The sequence below is a fragment of the Achromobacter sp. JD417 genome, from assembly GCF_041879325.1.
In the GTDB taxonomy this organism is placed as follows: domain Bacteria; phylum Pseudomonadota; class Gammaproteobacteria; order Burkholderiales; family Burkholderiaceae_B; genus Achromobacter; species Achromobacter mucicolens.
The window spans coordinates 503,555-519,724 of the sequence record NZ_CP087159.1; the positions used below are offsets into that span (position 1 = coordinate 503,555).

Genomic DNA, 16,170 nt, shown 5'->3' on the forward strand with positions numbered 1-16,170 from the left:
AAGGCTGGCGCCGGCCGCCGTATGGCGCGCGGCGCAACCCGAGCCCTAACGATACGCCTTATTTGCGCGGCGCTTTCAGCGCGGCGTGATAGCGCGCGACGTAGGTGTCGAAATCTTCAGTGTCCGACTGCTCCAGCCGTCGCTGTTCGGCGGTGGACTGCGCCGCGGCTTGCTCGTAGGCCGCGGCCACGTCGGCCGGCAGCGGTTCGGCGCGCAGGGCATCGGCCTGCTTGCGGCTCAGCGCCAGCGAGTAATCGTGGAACGAAAGACCGCTGTCCTTCAGGTCGGCCAGCAGGCGCGCGGACGGCGTCGCGTCCGGCTGGTCGAGCTTGGCGCGTTGCGCGGCCAGCGCGTCGGCATAGGCGGTGCCGCCCAGCGCGCTGTCGTACAGCGCGGCGTACGGCGCGATCTGGTCGAGCAGTTCGTGGCCCCATTGCGCAAGGCCGATCGACTGGCCTTCGCGGTCCAGCATGAGGCCGGGCTTGCGGCCTTCCTTGACGACCACCGAGAAGTTGTCGGCGCTGCGCTGACAGTAGCCGTTGGCAGGGAAGAAGGGGCTGTCCGAGGCGGTGCAGAACAGGAGAAAGGCGTCGACGAAGCGCGCGGTGGCCGCGTCGATGCCCACCGGCGAGTACGGGTCGATGTCCAGGCAGCGCACTTCGACGTATTGCACGCCGCGCTCGGCCAGCGCGGTGATGGGGCGCTCGCAGCGGCCGGTGGCGCGCTTGGGACGGATGCTGGAGTAGTACTCGTTTTCGATCTGCAGCACGTTGGTGTTGAGCTGGATCCATTCGCCGTTGCGATGCGTGCCGATCTTCTGGTATTCGGGCCAGGGCTGCGTCACGGCGCCGTACAGGCGGCCAAGGAAGGTGTCCAGGTCGTTGTAGCAGAGCTTGAGCTGCGACTGCGCCTTGTTCTGGTAACCCAGGTCGCTCATGCGCAGGCTGGTGGCGTAGGGCAGGTACAGCGTGTGGTCGCCCAGCTTTTCCAGCTGATGGTCCTGGCCTTGCAGGAAATCGCTGGCCAGCGCCGGGGCCGAGCCGAACAGGTACATCAGCAGCCACGAGTAGCGCGTGAAGTTGCGGATCAGGCCAATGTAGCCGCGCGAGCGGCGGTCCTGCGCGGAGCCGGGCTGCGTGTCCAGCACGGACCACAGGTCTTCGGGCAGCGAGAAGTTGTAGTGCACGCCGGCGATGCACTGCATCGTCTTGCCGTAGCGTTCGGCAAGACCGCGGCGGTACACGTGCTTGAGCATGCCGGTGTTGGACGTGCCGTACCAGGCGATGGGGATGTCAGGCTCCGGCGGCAGCGTGGCCGGCATGGACTGGTTCCAGATCAGCTCGTGGTCCAGCACGCCGTAGACGTGGCGGTGCGTATCGGCAAGCTCGGCCAGCAACGCGTCCACGTCCTGGTGCGTGCCCGTGATGAGTTCGAGCAGCGATTCGGAATAATCGGTGGTGACGTGTTCGTTGGTCAGCGCCGAGCCCAGCCCGGCGGGGTGCGGCGTGCGGGCCAGGATGCCCTGTTCGTCCACGCGCAGGCCTTCTTTCTCGATGCCCCGCAGGGTCTGGGTCAGCAGCGAGCGGTTGGCCTCTAGGCGGGCGAGGCGGTTGGCGGCAGTATCGGTCACGGATTGTTCTCGTTGGGGGCTGTCGCCGGATTTTACGGGGTGCTGGCCTCCTGTGCTTCGGGAACCAGTACTGGGGACAGGGACAATGCCTGGGCGGTGCGCGCCAGCCATTCGTCCAGGTCAGCATAGACCGGATCGGCGATGGGGGCGGCTTCGTTGAAGATCTCGTGCCAGGCCGTGTCGTACCAGCGCAGGGTAAGGAGTTCGGCGGGGGCCCGCTGGGCGAATTGGCGGCTGCCTTCGGCCGCCACGATGGCATCGTCGCCGGCCACCATCAGCAGGGTGCGGCAGGGAAGCAGACTGGCCTCGCGCAGGGCTTGCTGGCCGGCTTCGTCGACAAAGCGCGCCAGGCGGCCGGTCATGCGGCGCCGCACCAGGGGATCGGCGCGGTAGGCCTTCACCACGGCCCGGTCGTGCGAGATGCGGGCGGGCGCCAGGCCGTGCGGCACGCGCAGGTCGGGGGCGTGCAGGGACATCCATGTAAGGGTGCGGCGCACCCACAGCGGCACGTTGACGGCAAAGGGCGGCGAACTGAGCACCAGGCCGTCCAGGTCGGCCAGGCGGCGCTGCGCGATGCGCACGGCGACCAGGGCGCCCAGGCTGTGGCCCAGCAGGATGGGCGGGCGGCCGCAGCGCTGTGTCCAGGCGCGCAGCCGGTCCACGGCATCGGTGACCAGGTCTTCCTGGTCGCGCAGGGTGGCGGCATGCCCGCCCGAGCGGCCGTGGCCGCGGTGGTCGTGCGCACCCACGTCCCAGCCCCGGGCGGTCAGCCAGCGCGCCAGCCGGTCGTAGCGCCCGGCGTGCTCGCTCAAACCGTGCAGCAGGTAGATGCTGGGGCGGGCCTTCCCGGGGCGGGCCAACCCGGGGCCGGCCATCCCCGGGCGGGCCCCGGCGTCCTCCAATCCGGCGATCGGGGGCGGCACGTTGGGGGCGGCGGGCCAGGAATAATTGGCGAGCGGGGTGCCGTCGGGCGCGGGGGCCATGGAAATCGGCGACAATTTCTGAATTCCTCGAAATGACTGGACCCTGTGGGTTCTCGGGTAATGACGATTTCATCGCTGTTTCGTTTCATGTTCAAGAAAGCGGGCGTTTTTTTGGCGCTGGCGCTGGCGTTGACGGCTTGCTCGCCCAGTTACAACTGGCGCGAGATGGATGTGGCCGACGGCCACGTCCGCGCGGCGTTTCCTGCCCGGGTCTCGACCGAAACCCGCGATCTGAAGCTGGACACGCACGCCTTGCAGTTCACGCTGGCCAGCGCCACCGTTGGCGAAGCCGTGTTCGCCGTGGGATCGTCGCCCCTGCCGCCCGAGATCGCGGCCAGCCCCGCGGCCCGGCAGGCGCTGGGCATGGCCCTGATGCGATCGCTGTACACCAACATGCAGGCCCCGCCGCCCTCGGAATGGCCGCCGTACGGCGAGACGATCGAGGTGCGCGGGAAGGCGGTGGGCAAGCCCGGATGGTTGCAGGCCAGGGTGTGGGTGACCGACACCATGCTGATCGAGGCCGTGGCCGCCGGCACCGAGGAAAGCCTGCCCGCCGAGCGTGCGCGCGAATTCCTGCGGTCCGTCGTCATCAAGCCTTGAACTCGAGCAGCCCCAGCCGCAGCGCCGCCACCACGGCAGCGCGCCGGCCCCGCACGCCAAGCCGGTTGCACGCGTTGCGCAGGTGGAAATTCACCGTGCTTTCGCTGACGCCCAATATGCGGGAGGTTTCCCAGCTGGTCTTGCCCGCGGCCGACCATTTCAGGCAGGCGGCCTGCCTGTCGGACAGATGCAAGGCGGCGCTTCGGACCGGGCTGCGGTCGGCGCTGCGATCGGCGCAACGCGATGAGTGGGCAAGACTGCGCATCGGTGTAGCGGACATGGCGGCGAGGACGGGATGGCCCTTTTGTGAACAATGCGCCCATGCTGCTGCGACCGCCCCAGCGGGGGCAAGCAATGATGCCGTGACGCATCAATCTTTTTATCTCTGACGGAATAGTCCATGTTGGCCATCGCGCAGTTCTACCTGTCAGCCATTGTGCTGATGCTGCCCCTGCTTTCCTGCGTGGGAATCGGGCTTTTCTGGGGCAAGCGCGATCTTCCCTTCGGCGGCAACTTCATCACCACGCTGGTGACGTCCGTCACCACGCCCGCGCTGGTGTTTCATACCTTCGTCACCACCCATCTGGACGACCGGGCGCTGGCCGACGTGGCCGCCGCAACGCTGATCGCCCTGCTGCTGTGCGCGCTGATCAGCGCGGCGCTGCTCAAGGCCTGGAAGCTGCCCGTGCTGAGCCTGCTGCCCACGGCGTTCCTGCCCAATGCCGGCAACCTGGGGCTGCCCATTTCGCAACTGGCCTTCGGCGATGCAGGGCTGTCGGTGGCGGTGGCGTTCTTTGCCGTGAATTCCTTTGTAATGCACACGATCGCGGTGCGCATGCTGCCCGGCGTGAACACCAAGGGAAGCTGGAAGAGTCCGATCCTGCTGGCCTCCGTGGTGGCGGTGGCGCTGCGCCTGCTGAACATTCCGGTGCCCGCGTGGATCATCGAGACGGCGCGCATGCTGGGCGCGGTGACCGTGCCGCTGATGTTGCTGAGCCTGGGCCATGCGCTGGCGCTCATTCCGTCGAACGGCGTGCGCGACGGCGCCAAGGTCGCCGCGATCCGGCTGGTGGTGGGGCTGGCGACGGGGGGGGCGGTGGTGTGGGCGCTGAACCTGGAGCCGGTGCTGGCCGGGGCGCTGACGCTGCAGATGGCCATGCCGTGCGCGGTGGTCAGCTACATGTACGCGCGGCGCTACACGCCGCTGGGCGACACCGCGGCGGGCGCCGTGCTGGTGTCCACCGTGGTGTTTCTGCTGCTGGCGCCGCTGATGCTGTGGTTTACCCACGGGCATTAAGCACGGGCATCAGGGCGCCCCGGCGACGGGTCAGCCCGCGCCGGCCAGCGTGCGCAATTGCGTCATCAGCGCATCGGGCAAATCCAGTCCGTGCTTGACGGCCTCGTCGCGCAGCTTGCGGCGGCGCTCGCCCGGCAGGCGCACGTCCTCGTCTTCGAGCATCGCATCGACCAGCGTTTCCACGCGTTCCAGGTAGACGTCGTTGCCCGCCAACGCATTGGGGTCGATCGCCATGAACGCCTGTCCCAGCCGCGCCGGGCCGCCTTCGTCCACGAAGAACGACTCGTTCTCGTAGCCGAAGCGCGCGCCGGTCAGCGCGCAGGCCATGAGTTCCACGATGAGGGCCAGCATCGCGCCCTTGACGCCGCCCGCGGGCAGCATGCTGCCAGCCAGGCCCGCCTTCGGATCGGTGGTCGGCTGGCCGTCCGCGTCCAGCGCCCAGCCCAGCGGGATCGGCTGGTTGTCGCGCGCCGCGATCATGAGCTTGCCGCGCGCCACCTGCGACAGCGACAGGTCGATGACCAGCCGCGCGCCGCCACGGCGCGGGAAGATCGCCGCGATGGGGTTGGTGCCGAACAGCGGGCGCTTGCCGCCCCATGCGGGCATGGCGGCGGGCGAATTGCTGAGCGCCAGCCCCACCATGCCGGCGTCGGCCAGGGCTTCCAGGTGGTAGGCGGCCTCGCCGAAATGATGGCTGTTGGCCACGCCGACGAACGCCACGCCATGTTCGCGGGCGCGCACGGTGGCCTGCTCGACCGCCATGCCGCAAGCGGGGAAGGCCAGGCCCGAGCCGGCATCGATCAGCGCCGCGCCGCCGCGTTCGTTCAGGATGCGCGGCACGGCCGAGCCGATGGCGCGGCCGGTGCGCAGGTGGCCGGCGTAGAACGGCACGCGCGACAGGCCGTGGGAGCTGAGCCCCTGGCTTTCCGCGAAGACCAGCGCGCGGGCGGTGCTGTCCGCCATGACCGGGTTGGCGCCGGCGGCGGCGAGACCCGCCGCGGCCAGGTGTTGAAGTTCGTCCAGATAGATGTGAGCCATATCCTTCCTGTCGTGTGAGGCGCGCCGCGCCTCGTCAGCGTGCGCGGGCGTCAAGCGCCATTGTCACACCGGCGGCCACCATGTCGGAAACGCGCGTGTTGGCCTCTTGCGTGAGGCCGGCGATGTGCGGCGTGAGGATCAGGTTCGGCGCGTCGGCCAGCGGGCCGCCCGCGGGCAGGGGTTCCTGCTCGAAGACGTCCAGCGCGGCGCCGCGCAGCCGGCCGGCGCGCAGCGCTGCCGCCAGCGCGGCCTCGTCCACGATGCCGCCGCGCGACGTGTTGATGAGAATGGCGCCGGGGCGCATGCGCGCGATGCGCGCCGCGTCCAGCAGGTGACGGGTCTCGGGCGTGAGCGGCACATGCAGTGTCACGACGTCCGCCTGGCCCAGCAGCTCGTCCAGGGCCAGCGGCTCGGCGCCGGCTTCCTGCCACGCGGGATGCGCGGCCGGCAGGGCCGCATCGCTGCCCACGATGCGCATGCCCAGCCCGCGCGCAAGCTGGGCGGCCAGCCGGCCGATGCCGCCGAATCCCACCACGCCCAGTGTGCGGCCGTGCGCCTCCAGCCCCTGCGACAGCGCGGTGCGCGGCCAGGTGCCGGCCGCAACGTCCGCCGTGGACGCATAGGCGCCGCGCAACAGCGACAGCATGGTGCCGATAACGTACTCGGCCACGGCGCGGGCGTTGGCGCCCGTGGCCGGAATGACCTTGATGCCGCGCGCCTCGCAGCCCGCCAGATCGATGTTGTCCAGCCCCACGCCCAGCCTGCCCACCGCAATCAGGCGCGGCGCCGCCGCCAGCAGTTCGGCGTTCACCTGGCTGCGGTTGCGCACGATGAGGGCGTCGGCATCCGCGGCGGCTTCAAGCAGCGCGGCGCGCTGCTCCACCAGCTCGGGGGCGTAGCGCACGTCGAACCGTTGCCGCAAGGCATCGACGGCGGGCGCGTCCATGAACTCCGAAATCAATATTCGCATCTGCCGGACTCCTCTTTGTGGTGGGCAGGGCGGCCGCCTCAAGCGACCTGGATGTTGGCGTCGCGGATGATCTTGGCCCAGCGGTCGACCTCGGACTTCAGGTAAGCGCCGAACTCCTTGGGGCCACGCGGCTGCGGCACGAAACCCAATTGCAGCAGGGCCTGCTGCATGGCGGGCTGCGAGACCTGCTTGACGATGGCGTCGCCGATCCGCTGGACCAGTTCCGGCGGGGTACCGGCCGGCGCGAGCACGCCGGTGAAGTTTTCGACGATCAGGTCCGGCAGGCCCGCTTCGGCCGTGGTGGGCAGATCGGGCAGGTCCTTGCTGCGTTCGCGCGTGGTGATCGCCAGGGCGCGCAGCGACCCGTTCTTCACATGCGCCAGCGACTCGGGATAGTTCGAGAACACCACATCCAGGTGACCGCCGATCAGGTCCGTGAGCGATGGCGCGCCGCCCTTGTAGGGCACGTGCATCAGCGGCACGCCCGTGAGCTTCTGGTACAGCGCCAGCGTCAGGTGCGGCGGCGTGCCGTTGCCGCTGGAACCGGCCGACAGGGCCTTGGCCTTGGCCGCGCGCGCCAGGTCGTCCATGGTCTTGATGTTGCTCTTGGCGTTGACGACCACCATGATGGGCGAGGACGCCAGCCCGGCGAGCGGCGTCAGGTCGCGGGTCAGGTCGTAGCCGGCCTTGCCCGCGAACAGCGTGGCGTTGGCCGCGTGCGACAGGGTGATGGCCAGCCACGTGTAGCCATCGGGCGCGGCGTGCGACACATGCGCCGCGCCGATGTTGGCGCTGCCGCCGGGCTTGTTTTCGATCACCACGTTCCAGCGTTCGGCATCCGCCAGCGCCTTGCCCACCTGGCGCGCGGCCACGTCGGTCAGGCCGCCCGGCGGAAAAGGCACCACGTAGTTGATGGGACGCTCGGGCCATGCGCCTTTCTGCGCCAGCGCCCGTTCCCACGGGGCCAGCGCACAGAGGCCGGCGGCGCCCAGGGCGCCCAGCAGGCGACGGCGCTGCGCATCTTGCAGGGGGTAATGCGGTTCGCTACTCATCTGTCTTCCTCCTTGGGGATAACGCCCGGGTAGGAATGCGTACGCCTTTGCTGCCGCGGACTGCGCCCGGGTCTGCAGGTTCTTGTCGTTGATGTTGCGATGATGCCGCGAGGGACGGCCGGCGCGTTCTCCTTGGCGCGCCGGCCGGCATGCGCGCTAGGCGCTTTCGAAGATCCGCGTGAGGACGAATTCGCGGTGGCCCAGGGCCTCGGCCGCGGTCCACCGGCCATTGGCGGTGGCCAGCATGCACTCCAGCAGCTTGTCGCCGGCCTGGTTCAGGTCGATCTCGCGCTGCAAGAGGCCGCTGGTGTCCACGTCGATGTGTTCGGACATCGTGCGCACCGTGCGCGGATTGGCGCAGATCTTGATGACCGGCAGGATCGGGTTGCCGATGACGTTGCCCTGGCCGGTGGGGAAAAAGTGCACGGCGTAGCCCGAGGCGGCGCACAGCGTGACCATTTCCGCCGCGGCCGAGGACGAGTCCATGAACCACAAGCCGGGGCCGTCGGGGATCTCGGCCTTGTCGATCACGCCGTCAACGCGGCATTTCTTGCCGATCTTCTGGATGTTGCCCAGCGCCTTTTCCTCGATGGTGGTCAGGCCCCCGGCGATGTTGCCTTTGGTGGGCTGGGATTCGGACAGGTCGCTTGTCTTCCAGCGGTCGATCATGGCCTGGTAGCGGTCGAACATGAACATGAAGCGCTCGCGCACGGCGTCGTTCGCGCAGCGCTCGGCGACGATGTGCTCGCCGCCTGTCAGTTCCGAGGTTTCGCCAAAGACCAGCGTGGAGCCCAGTTCATAGAGCTTGTCGAACGCATTGCCCACTGTGGGATTGGCGCCGCAGCCGGACGTGGTGTCGGATTCGCCGCACTTGGTGGAGACCCACAGATCGGAGATGGGGCATTCGCTGCGCGTGAGCGCGGTGGCGTAATGCACGTATTCCTTGGCGCAGCGGGAGGCGCGCATGATGGTGTCGTGGTCGCCGTGCAGTTCGATGGAAAAGCCCATGACCGGCTTGCCGGTGGCGGCAATGCCGTCGACGACGCGCTTGGTCCAGCCTTCCTCGATGCCGATCACGACCACGGCGGCCACGTTGGGGTTACAGCCGGTGCCGATCAGCGTGCGAAAGTGCAGTTCAAGATCTTCGCCGAATTGCAGCCGGCCGTAAGGATGAGGCAGGGCAAGGGTGCCCTTGATATTGTTGGCAACGGCCTCGGCCGCGGCGTTGGAGATGTCGTCCACGGGCAGGACGATGACGTGGTTGCGCACGCCGACGCGGCCATTGTCGCGGCGATAGCCTTGGAAGGTGGTCTGGGCAGTGATGATGGACATGGTGGGTTCCTGTGCGATGGACGGGCGCTTACCAGCGCTTGGTCTTGATGTTGTGCACGTGGGCGTGCTGGCCGGCCTTGATGGGCGCCACCACGCGGCCGATATCGACGCCGTACTTGAAGACGGTGTCGCCCACGGCCATGTCCTTCATCGCGACCTTGTGGCCGATGGGAATGTCCTGCGACGCGCGCACATGGATGATCTTGTCCTCATCCATGATCCAGGCGTTCAGCTCCGTTCCGGCGGTCAGGCCCTCCACCACGGCGACCGCCACCGTGTCCTTCGCATCGTGCAATACGGCGTGAATCATTGTCTTCCTCTCTGGGGTCAGGGCGCCGCCCGGGTGCTGCTTGCGGCGCGGATCACAACGGCCAGGAAATCTTAGGCCCGGCTTTTTTCAAAGTCAACTAAATCATATATATGAATTAGATGACTTGAGCAGGCGGCCGTTGCGCCGCTACACTGGAGGTCCTTGATTTTTGCGATGCACCCATGAACACCAGCCTGTCACCGACTGTGCCTTTGGGCAGTCCCTTGTACGAACAGGTCAAGCAGGCCGTGCTTGCCGCGCTGGCGCAAGGCGAGTGGAAGCAGGGCGAGGCGATTCCTCCCGAAAAGCATCTGGCCGAGCGCTTCGGCGTGTCGATCGGCACGCTGCGCAAGGCCATCGACGAGCTGGCCGCCGAGAACATCCTGGTGCGGCATCAGGGGCGCGGCACCTACGTTGCGGTGCATACGCGCAACCATCACTTCTTCAAGTTTTTCCGCATCGTCGGCCAGGACGGCAGCAAGTCTTATCCCACCACGGAACTGCTGCGCTTTCGCCGCGTGAAGGCCTCTGCCGTGGCGCGCGAAAAGCTGGCGCTGCCCGCTGGCGCGTACGTTTTCGAGTTCCTGAATGTGCTGTCGCTCAATGGCGACGTAGTGATGGCCGACGACGTGTGCCTGCCCGAATCGCGCTTTCCGGGGCTGCTGGAAGCGCACCTGCGCGAGCGCACCAGCACGCTCTACGCGCTGTACCAGGACCTGTTCGGCGTCAACGTCATCGCCACCGACGAGCGGCTGCGGACCTGCCTGGCCGAGCGCACGCACGCGCGCTGCCTGGGCGTGGCCGAAGGCAGCGCGCTCCTGGAAATCCGCCGCATCGCGTTTTCCTATAACCGCCAGCCGGTGGAATGGCGCGTGTCGCGCGTGAACACCGAACGCTACGAGTACCTGGGACAGGAACCCTGGGAGGCCGGCGCCTGAGCCAGCCGCGAGGGGATTGCCGTCTTGCGCGCCGGGGCATTGCGCAGTTGTCGCGGCCCGTGGGGCTTGCTGCCCGTGCGCCAAGCAGTGCTAGAATTCCTGCCGCACTATCCAATTTTCGGCGCCGATTTGCCTGATCCGCTTGCGGGCGCCTTCCAATAAATCCAGCTAAAGAGGTCCGTATGACCACTCCTGCCCAGAATTTGGCCGGTGATTCGGCCAGCGGGTTCGTTCCCGCAACCGTCACGACGTCCGATACCGTTGATCCCGGTTCGGTCGGCCTCGTCTCCCCCACCTTCATCCGTTTCGATGAGCCGCTGCCCTTGCTGAGCGGCCAGTCGCTTGCGTCGTACGAGCTGGCGGTCGAAACCTACGGCACGCTCAATGCGCAGCGCACCAATGCCGTGCTCATCTGCCACGCGCTCAATGCCTCGCACCACGTTGCAGGCCAGGCCGCCGACAATCCCAGCGACCTGGGCTGGTGGGACAACATGGTGGGACCCGGCAAGCCGGTGGACACCAACATCTTTTTCGTGATCGGGGTCAACAACCTGGGCTCGTGCTTCGGCTCGACCGGGCCGGCCAGCATCAATCCCGAGACCGGCAAGCCCTGGGGCGCCGCGTTCCCGGTGCTGACGGTCGAAGACTGGGTGCGGGCGCAGGCGCGGGTGGCGGACCACTTCGGCATCGAGCGCTTCGCGGCCGTGATGGGCGGATCGCTGGGCGGCATGCAGGCCCTGAGCTGGTCGATCACCTTGCCCGAGCGCGTGGCCAACTGCATCGTCATCGCCAGCACGCCGCGCCTGTCGGCGCAGAACATCGGCTTTAACGAAGTGGCCCGGCGCGCCATCATCACCGATCCGGATTTCCACGGCGGCGACTACTACGCGCAGGACACCGTGCCGCGCCGCGGTCTGTCGGTCGCTCGCATGATCGGCCACATCACGTACCTGTCCGACGACGACATGGCCGAGAAATTCGGCCGCGCCCAGCGCGCGCCCGCCGAGAACGGCGCCTACCGCTACGGCTACGACGTCGAATTCGAGGTGGAGTCGTACCTGCGCTACCAGGGCGAAAAGTTCACGCGTTATTTCGACGCCAACACCTACCTGCTGATCACGCGCGCGCTGGACTACTTCGATCCGGCGCGCACCACGGGCGGTGACCTGGCCCGCGCGCTGGCGCCCGCCAAGTCCAACTTCCTGCTGGTGTCGTTCTCGACCGATTGGCGCTTTCCGCCGGAACGGTCGCGCGAGATCGTGCGCGCGCTGCTCAAGAACGCCAGCCCCGTCACGTACGCCGAAATCGACGCGCCGCACGGCCACGACGCCTTCCTGCTCGAAGACGCCCGCTACCACGCGGTCGTGCGCGGCTACTACGAACGCATCGCACGCGAGCTGGGCCTGGAGGCTCAGTTGACCGAAGGATCTTCCGAATGACTCCCGTGACCCCTCGCTATGCTCACGGCGCGCTGCGGCCCGACCTGGCGCGCATCGCCAGCTGGATCGAACCGGGCAGCCGCGTCCTGGACCTGGGCTGCGGCGACGGCGCCCTCTTGGCGCATCTGCGCGATCATCGCCAGGTCAAGGGCGCCGGCGTCGAGCTCGACGACACCTGCGTGATCGCCTGCGTGCGCCGCGGCGTCGAGGTCATCCAGCAGAACCTGGAAGACGGCCTGGCGCTCTTTGACGACAAGCAGTTCGACACCGTCGTGCTGTCGCAGACGTTGCAGTCCATGCACCGCACCGAACACATCCTGCGCGAAATGGCGCGGGTGGCGCGTTACGGCGTGGTGTCGTTTCCCAACTTCGGCTACTGGCCGCACGGCTGGGCCATCCTGCGCGGCCGTATGCCCGTGACGGGGCAGATGCCCTACCAGTGGTACAACACGCCCAACATCCACCTGTGCACGCTGCGCGACTTCGAACAGCTGGCCGGCGAAGTGGGCCTGCGCATCCTGGAGCGCGCCACGTTCAACGAAGGCAAGGAAGTGAAGGCGTTCCCAAGTTGGCGCAGCACGCTTGCGGTGTACCGCTTCGCATCCCCCTGACATTCCGACACGCATCCTCCTGACGGCACGGGGCAACAGGCCCTAAAATGCCGGCACGCCCGCGGCCAGCATCTGCAACGCCGCCGGCCTAGTCTCAGGAGACCGTCATCACCGCTGTATCCAACGTCTACACCAGCCCGCGCGTTGCCCCCTTGCTGGTCCTGGGCTTTGCCAGCGGGCTGCCGCTGGCCCTGACCAGCGGCACATTGCAGGCCTGGGCCACCGTCGAAGGCGTGCCGCTGCAGGAAATCGGTTTCCTCACCCTGGTAGGCACGGCCTACACCATCAAATTTCTCTGGGCGCCGCTGGTGGACCGTTTCGCGCCGCCGCTGCTGGGCCGGCGACGCGGCTGGATGTTGGTCACGCAGGTGCTGCTGGCGGCGGCGATTCTGGCGATGGGCGCGCTGTCGCCGTCGTCGGCGCTGATGCCGCTGGCGCTCTTGGCCGTGCTGGTCGCCTTTCTTTCCGCCACGCAGGACATTGCCTTCGATGCGTATTGCACGGACGTGCTGCGCAAGGAGGAACGCGGGGCGGGCGCGGCCATCAAGGTCATGGGCTACCGGCTGGCCATGATCGTGTCCGGCGGGCTGGCGCTCATCATGGCGGACCAATGGATCGGGTGGGGCAACACCTACATGGTGATGGGCGGGCTGATGCTGCTGTGCGCGCTTGCCACGCTGTGGGCGCCCGAACCCGAACACGTCGCGCGTGCGCCCCGCAGCCTGCGCGAGGCGGTTGCCGAACCCCTGCATGAATTCTTCACGCGCCGCGGCGCGCTGTCGGTGCTGCTGCTGATCGTGCTGTACAAGCTGGGCGACGCGTTCGCCGGCGCGTTGTCCACCACCTTCCTCATCCGCGGCGCGGGCTTCACGCCCACCGAAGTGGGTACGGTGAACAAGGTGCTGGGGCTGGCGGCGACGATCATCGGCGCGCTGGCGGGCGGGTCGCTGATGGCGCGGTGGGGGCTGTACCGGTCGCTGATGGCCTTTGGGCTCTTGCAGGCGGTGTCGAACCTGGCGTACTGGCTGATCGCGGTCAGTCCGAAGAATCTGTGGCTGATGGCCACCGGCGTGGGCATTGAAAACCTGTGCGGCGGGCTGGGCACGGCGTCTTTCGTTGGCCTGTTGATGGCCCTGTGCCGCCAGCGGTTCTCGGCCACGCAATTTGCGCTGCTGTCGGCGTTGTCAGCCGTGGGGCGCACCTACCTGGCCGGGCCGCTGACGCCGCCGCTGGTCAATCACCTGGGGTGGCCTGGGTTCTTCCTGCTGACGGTGGTGATCGCCATTCCGGGGCTGGTGCTGCTGAAGATCCTGCGCGGCACGATCGACATCATGGAAAAGCAGGGCGACGCGTAGCGCGTAAGTTGAAGACAGACCAAAAAAAGGCGGCGCGTGAGCGCCGCCTTTTGCTTGGCCGGGATTACTCTTCGCCGCTCAGCCGCACGATCAGCACGTCGCTGGGCAGGGATTCCAGCAGCCGTTCGGCCACGCTGCCGATGGCGGTGCGCAGGATGCCGGTGCGGCCATGGGTGCCCGTGACGACCAGGTCGGAGCGATGGTTGAAGGAGTAATCGGCCAGCACAGTTTCGGGCTGGCCGGCTTCCAGCACCACCTTGGTCGGGCGGCCCTTTGGCAGTTCGGGCGTTTCGGCGATGAAGCGCTCGGCGCACTGTTCGGCGGTTCGGTAGAGGTTGTCCACGACCGCGTTGTCAGGCTTGGTCACGCCCTGGAACGGCACTTCGTAGGCGTTGAACAAGGTGATGTCGGCATTGGGCACCAGTTGCAGCGCGGCGCGCAGCGCCTGGCGCGAGCCGTCCGAGAAATCGGTGGCGACCAGCACGTCGCGGTAGGGGCGGCGCGGACGGTTCTTGACGACCAGCACGGGTTGGCGCGCCTGGCGGGCCAGTTTTTCGACGGTGGTGCCCAGCAGCAGCCGGCCCAGCGTTTCCTGGCGGGCAATGCCGGCCACGATCAGCGAGCAGCCGAAGGCGTCGGCGGTTTCCATGATGCTGGCGACGGGGTCGCCCTTGGTGACGACGACTTCGGCGGGCACGTTGGCGGCGGCCACGTCTTCGGCCAGTTCACGTTCGACGAGGGCCTTGTGGTCGGGCGACAGGCGGCGCCATACCGGTGTGGTGAGCGGCGTGGCATGGGATTCCATGACATGCAGCATGATCAGCTTGGTGTTCAGTTCCTTGGTCAACTGCAAGGCGCGGTCGAGGGCTCGGTCGCCGCGCGCACTGAGGTCGGTGGCCAGAAGGATGGGGCCAACTTGCTGTGTCATACCTAATCTCCCGGTTACGGCCAGAGAGGCGGCTCCCGCGTCCGCGCTGCCTGGCCCAATAGCGCCCGGTCGGGCACGTCTCCATTGTCTCGCCGCGAAACGAGATGGGGCTTGATCGCAATCAACACAGCTCCGAGGGTACGGGATGATGCGCGCGCAGGCAATGGCGCGCCCGCCGGCAAGGCTCAATACAATGAGGCCTGCCAACGCTACCGCCCAACCCATGTTCACCGATCTTTCGCCCGCCCTGCTGCACACGCTGTACCTGGTCGCCATCGTCGCCGAAGCCATGACGGCGGCCCTTTCGGCGGGGCGGCGCGACATGGACTGGATGGGCGTCTGCATCATCGCGTGCGTGACGGCGCTGGGCGGCGGATCGTTGCGCGACGTGCTGCTCGGGCACTATCCGCTGACGTGGGTCGTGCATCCCGAATACCTGTGGATGACGGGCGGCGCGGCGATCCTGACCGCGCTCATCGCGCCGGTCATGCGCCGGCTGCGCAGCGTGTTCCTCTTGGCCGATGCGCTGGGGCTGGTGGCGTTCACGGTGATTGGCTGCCAGGTGGCGCAGATGATGCAGCTGCCGATCACCGTAGTGCTGATCAGCGGCATGATCACCGGGTGCGCCGGCGGGGTGCTGCGCGATGTGCTCTGCAACGAGGTCCCGCTGCTGTTCCGCAAGGAGCTGTACGCCAGCGTGTCGCTGGTGACCGGCGCGCTCTATCTGGGCTCGATGGCGCTCGGGCTGTCGGCCAATGCATCGGTGCCCATCGCGCTGGCGGCGGGCCTGACCATGCGCCTGATGGCCCTGCGCTTCAATTGGCAAATGCCCAAGTTCGTCTACCGCGACGACTGGCACTGATCCCCCGCATCCTCAGAAAACGCCGTCCCTCGCGGGCAGGCACACGGCCGTCTTTTGAGTGTGAAACATTATTTCTACTTGTGTTTCAAGAGATTTCGAGTATCTTGTCACGGTCTCATGTCATGCGTAGTCGCAGTAAAAGGGGAGCCGATTGGACGTCAAAGCGCCCGCCACGATTCCGTATTTCCTACAGGAACAGATTCGTGAGTTGATAGTGAACGGCACTATCCGGCCCGGACAGCCGTTACGGGAACAGGAACTGGAGCAGCGCTTCGGCACCAGCCGCAGCCCCATCCGGGAGGCGCTGCGCCTGCTGGAGCTGAGCGGCCTGGTCACGCACATCCAGCGCAAGGGTTTCCGGGTCACGCTCTATACCGAAACCCAGATCCGCCATCTGTACATGCTGCGTGCGGAGCTGGAGGCGTATTGCATCCGGCAGGTCGCCGAGATGCCCGATGTCGGGCCGCTGGTGGCCGAACTTGGCACGTTGCACGAGGCCATCGTCGCCGCGATGGGCCGTCAGGACGCGCGCGGTTTCATCTCGGCCTCGCGCGACTTCTATCTGGCCGCGGCACGCTACACCGGCAACGCGCCGTTGACCAGCATGCTCAGCAAACTGTACGAACAGATCGAACCGCTGGGCTACATGCTGGCTCGGCAATCGCTCGAAGCCAACACGATCCCGTCCTACACGGAAGGCATCATCCAGGCGCTCGGCAGCCGGGATTTCGACCGCGCGGCCGGACTGACCCGCAAGTACGTGGTGGAAGTGCTGCCGGAGATCCTGGGCGCTTACCGCGAGGCGTCGCTGGACGCCGCTTAGGA

At 67.4% G+C, this 16,170-nt stretch carries 17 protein-coding genes and 1 riboswitch; of the genes, 8 read left to right on the top strand and 9 right to left on the bottom strand.

Features of this window, described 5'->3' with window-relative positions; genetic code table 11:
- Positions 1-58: 58 nt before the first annotated feature.
- Together gshA and LN047_RS02290 are read right to left on the bottom strand one after the other, a co-directional pair.
- Positions 59-1,630, bottom strand: coding sequence for a glutamate--cysteine ligase (gene gshA / locus LN047_RS02285; RefSeq protein WP_373981083.1), 1,572 nt, complete (start codon positions 1,628-1,630; stop codon positions 59-61).
- 32 nt (positions 1,631-1,662) lie between these two features.
- A complete protein-coding gene (locus tag LN047_RS02290) occupies positions 1,663-2,628 on the bottom strand; it encodes a lysophospholipase (protein ID WP_373981084.1) in 966 nt (321 codons plus the stop codon).
- Positions 2,629-2,673: 45 nt separating this feature from the next.
- On the opposite strand from LN047_RS02290, the gene LN047_RS02295 reads away from it, so the two are divergent.
- Positions 2,674-3,213, top strand: a complete 540-nt coding sequence (locus LN047_RS02295) for a hypothetical protein (protein ID WP_062840258.1) — start codon at positions 2,674-2,676, stop codon at positions 3,211-3,213.
- Here the strand turns inward: LN047_RS02295 and LN047_RS02300 are convergent.
- Positions 3,203-3,478: a helix-turn-helix domain-containing protein gene (locus tag LN047_RS02300; protein WP_280003912.1), complete on the bottom strand. Its 276-nt coding sequence runs from the start codon at positions 3,476-3,478 to the stop codon at positions 3,203-3,205. The two genes, LN047_RS02295 and LN047_RS02300, sit on opposite strands and share 11 nt — an antisense overlap.
- A gap of 135 nt (positions 3,479-3,613) precedes the next feature.
- Between LN047_RS02300 and LN047_RS02305 the strand changes: the two genes are divergently transcribed.
- Positions 3,614-4,510: an AEC family transporter gene (locus LN047_RS02305; RefSeq protein ID WP_056327569.1), complete on the top strand. Its 897-nt coding sequence runs from the start codon at positions 3,614-3,616 to the stop codon at positions 4,508-4,510.
- A gap of 30 nt (positions 4,511-4,540) precedes the next feature.
- Here LN047_RS02305 and LN047_RS02310 read toward each other — a convergent pair whose 3' ends face one another.
- From LN047_RS02310 to LN047_RS02330, 5 genes are all read right to left on the bottom strand, one after another.
- Positions 4,541-5,548 carry an Ldh family oxidoreductase gene (locus LN047_RS02310; protein WP_062840256.1) on the bottom strand — a complete coding sequence of 336 codons (1,008 nt, stop codon included), beginning with the start codon at positions 5,546-5,548 and terminating at the stop codon, positions 4,541-4,543.
- A gap of 34 nt (positions 5,549-5,582) precedes the next feature.
- Positions 5,583-6,518, bottom strand: coding sequence for a hydroxyacid dehydrogenase (locus LN047_RS02315; RefSeq protein ID WP_373981085.1), 936 nt, complete (start codon positions 6,516-6,518; stop codon positions 5,583-5,585).
- Between the two features lie 38 nt (positions 6,519-6,556).
- Positions 6,557-7,570, bottom strand: a complete 1,014-nt coding sequence (locus LN047_RS02320) for a tripartite tricarboxylate transporter substrate binding protein (RefSeq protein WP_346530869.1) — start codon at positions 7,568-7,570, stop codon at positions 6,557-6,559.
- 156 nt (positions 7,571-7,726) lie between these two features.
- On the bottom strand, positions 7,727-8,902 hold the full coding sequence (locus tag LN047_RS02325; RefSeq protein WP_056327565.1) for a UxaA family hydrolase: 1,176 nt from the start codon (positions 8,900-8,902) through the stop codon (positions 7,727-7,729).
- A gap of 28 nt (positions 8,903-8,930) precedes the next feature.
- Positions 8,931-9,212, bottom strand: a complete 282-nt coding sequence (locus LN047_RS02330) for a UxaA family hydrolase (protein WP_056327564.1) — start codon at positions 9,210-9,212, stop codon at positions 8,931-8,933.
- Positions 9,213-9,394: 182 nt separating this feature from the next.
- Here LN047_RS02330 and LN047_RS02335 point away from each other — a divergent pair, with 182 nt between their 5' ends.
- The 4 genes from LN047_RS02335 to LN047_RS02350 all read left to right on the top strand — a co-directional run bounded on the left by LN047_RS02335 (position 9,395) and on the right by LN047_RS02350 (position 13,555).
- The gene (locus LN047_RS02335) at positions 9,395-10,150 is read left to right on the top strand and encodes a GntR family transcriptional regulator (RefSeq protein WP_056327563.1); all 756 of its coding nucleotides are present in this window, start codon (positions 9,395-9,397) and stop codon (positions 10,148-10,150) included.
- A 111-nt stretch (positions 10,151-10,261) separates the two neighbouring features.
- A riboswitch (SAM riboswitch) is annotated at positions 10,262-10,343 on the top strand.
- A complete protein-coding gene (locus LN047_RS02340; RefSeq protein WP_172802147.1) occupies positions 10,333-11,589 on the top strand; it encodes a homoserine O-acetyltransferase in 1,257 nt (418 codons plus the stop codon). Its footprint overlaps the riboswitch before it by 11 nt.
- Positions 11,586-12,200 carry a methionine biosynthesis protein MetW gene (gene metW / locus LN047_RS02345; protein ID WP_056327562.1) on the top strand — a complete coding sequence of 205 codons (615 nt, stop codon included), beginning with the start codon at positions 11,586-11,588 and terminating at the stop codon, positions 12,198-12,200. The genes LN047_RS02340 and metW overlap by 4 nt, the downstream gene beginning before the upstream one ends.
- Before the next feature lie 152 nt (positions 12,201-12,352).
- Positions 12,353-13,555: a muropeptide transporter gene (locus LN047_RS02350; protein WP_373981086.1), complete on the top strand. Its 1,203-nt coding sequence runs from the start codon at positions 12,353-12,355 to the stop codon at positions 13,553-13,555.
- A gap of 64 nt (positions 13,556-13,619) precedes the next feature.
- On the opposite strand, the gene LN047_RS02355 is transcribed toward LN047_RS02350, so the two are convergent.
- Positions 13,620-14,483, bottom strand: coding sequence for a universal stress protein (locus tag LN047_RS02355; protein ID WP_373981087.1), 864 nt, complete (start codon positions 14,481-14,483; stop codon positions 13,620-13,622).
- Positions 14,484-14,706: 223 nt separating this feature from the next.
- On the opposite strand from LN047_RS02355, the gene LN047_RS02360 reads away from it, so the two are divergent.
- Both LN047_RS02360 and LN047_RS02365 read left to right on the top strand, forming a co-directional pair.
- On the top strand, positions 14,707-15,345 hold the full coding sequence (locus LN047_RS02360) for a trimeric intracellular cation channel family protein (protein ID WP_056327560.1): 639 nt from the start codon (positions 14,707-14,709) through the stop codon (positions 15,343-15,345).
- 151 nt (positions 15,346-15,496) lie between these two features.
- A complete protein-coding gene (locus tag LN047_RS02365; protein WP_056327559.1) occupies positions 15,497-16,168 on the top strand; it encodes a GntR family transcriptional regulator in 672 nt (223 codons plus the stop codon).
- Positions 16,169-16,170 lie beyond the last annotated feature (2 nt).

Coding starts and splice junctions, on each gene's coding strand:
- LN047_RS02310 (WP_062840256.1), bottom strand. CDS start 5,548: ATGGCTCACATCTATCTGGACGAACTTCAACACCTGGCCGCGGCGGGT.
- LN047_RS02305 (WP_056327569.1), top strand. CDS start 3,614: ATGTTGGCCATCGCGCAGTTCTACCTGTCAGCCATTGTGCTGATGCTG.
- LN047_RS02335 (WP_056327563.1), top strand. CDS start 9,395: ATGAACACCAGCCTGTCACCGACTGTGCCTTTGGGCAGTCCCTTGTAC.
- LN047_RS02315 (WP_373981085.1), bottom strand. CDS start 6,518: ATGCGAATATTGATTTCGGAGTTCATGGACGCGCCCGCCGTCGATGCC.
- LN047_RS02320 (WP_346530869.1), bottom strand. CDS start 7,570: ATGAGTAGCGAACCGCATTACCCCCTGCAAGATGCGCAGCGCCGTCGC.
- LN047_RS02330 (WP_056327564.1), bottom strand. CDS start 9,212: ATGATTCACGCCGTATTGCACGATGCGAAGGACACGGTGGCGGTCGCC.
- LN047_RS02340 (WP_172802147.1), top strand. CDS start 10,333: ATGACCACTCCTGCCCAGAATTTGGCCGGTGATTCGGCCAGCGGGTTC.
- metW (WP_056327562.1), top strand. CDS start 11,586: ATGACTCCCGTGACCCCTCGCTATGCTCACGGCGCGCTGCGGCCCGAC.
- LN047_RS02360 (WP_056327560.1), top strand. CDS start 14,707: ATGTTCACCGATCTTTCGCCCGCCCTGCTGCACACGCTGTACCTGGTC.
- LN047_RS02325 (WP_056327565.1), bottom strand. CDS start 8,902: ATGTCCATCATCACTGCCCAGACCACCTTCCAAGGCTATCGCCGCGAC.
- LN047_RS02300 (WP_280003912.1), bottom strand. CDS start 3,478: ATGCGCAGTCTTGCCCACTCATCGCGTTGCGCCGATCGCAGCGCCGAC.
- LN047_RS02355 (WP_373981087.1), bottom strand. CDS start 14,483: ATGACACAGCAAGTTGGCCCCATCCTTCTGGCCACCGACCTCAGTGCG.
- LN047_RS02295 (WP_062840258.1), top strand. CDS start 2,674: ATGACGATTTCATCGCTGTTTCGTTTCATGTTCAAGAAAGCGGGCGTT.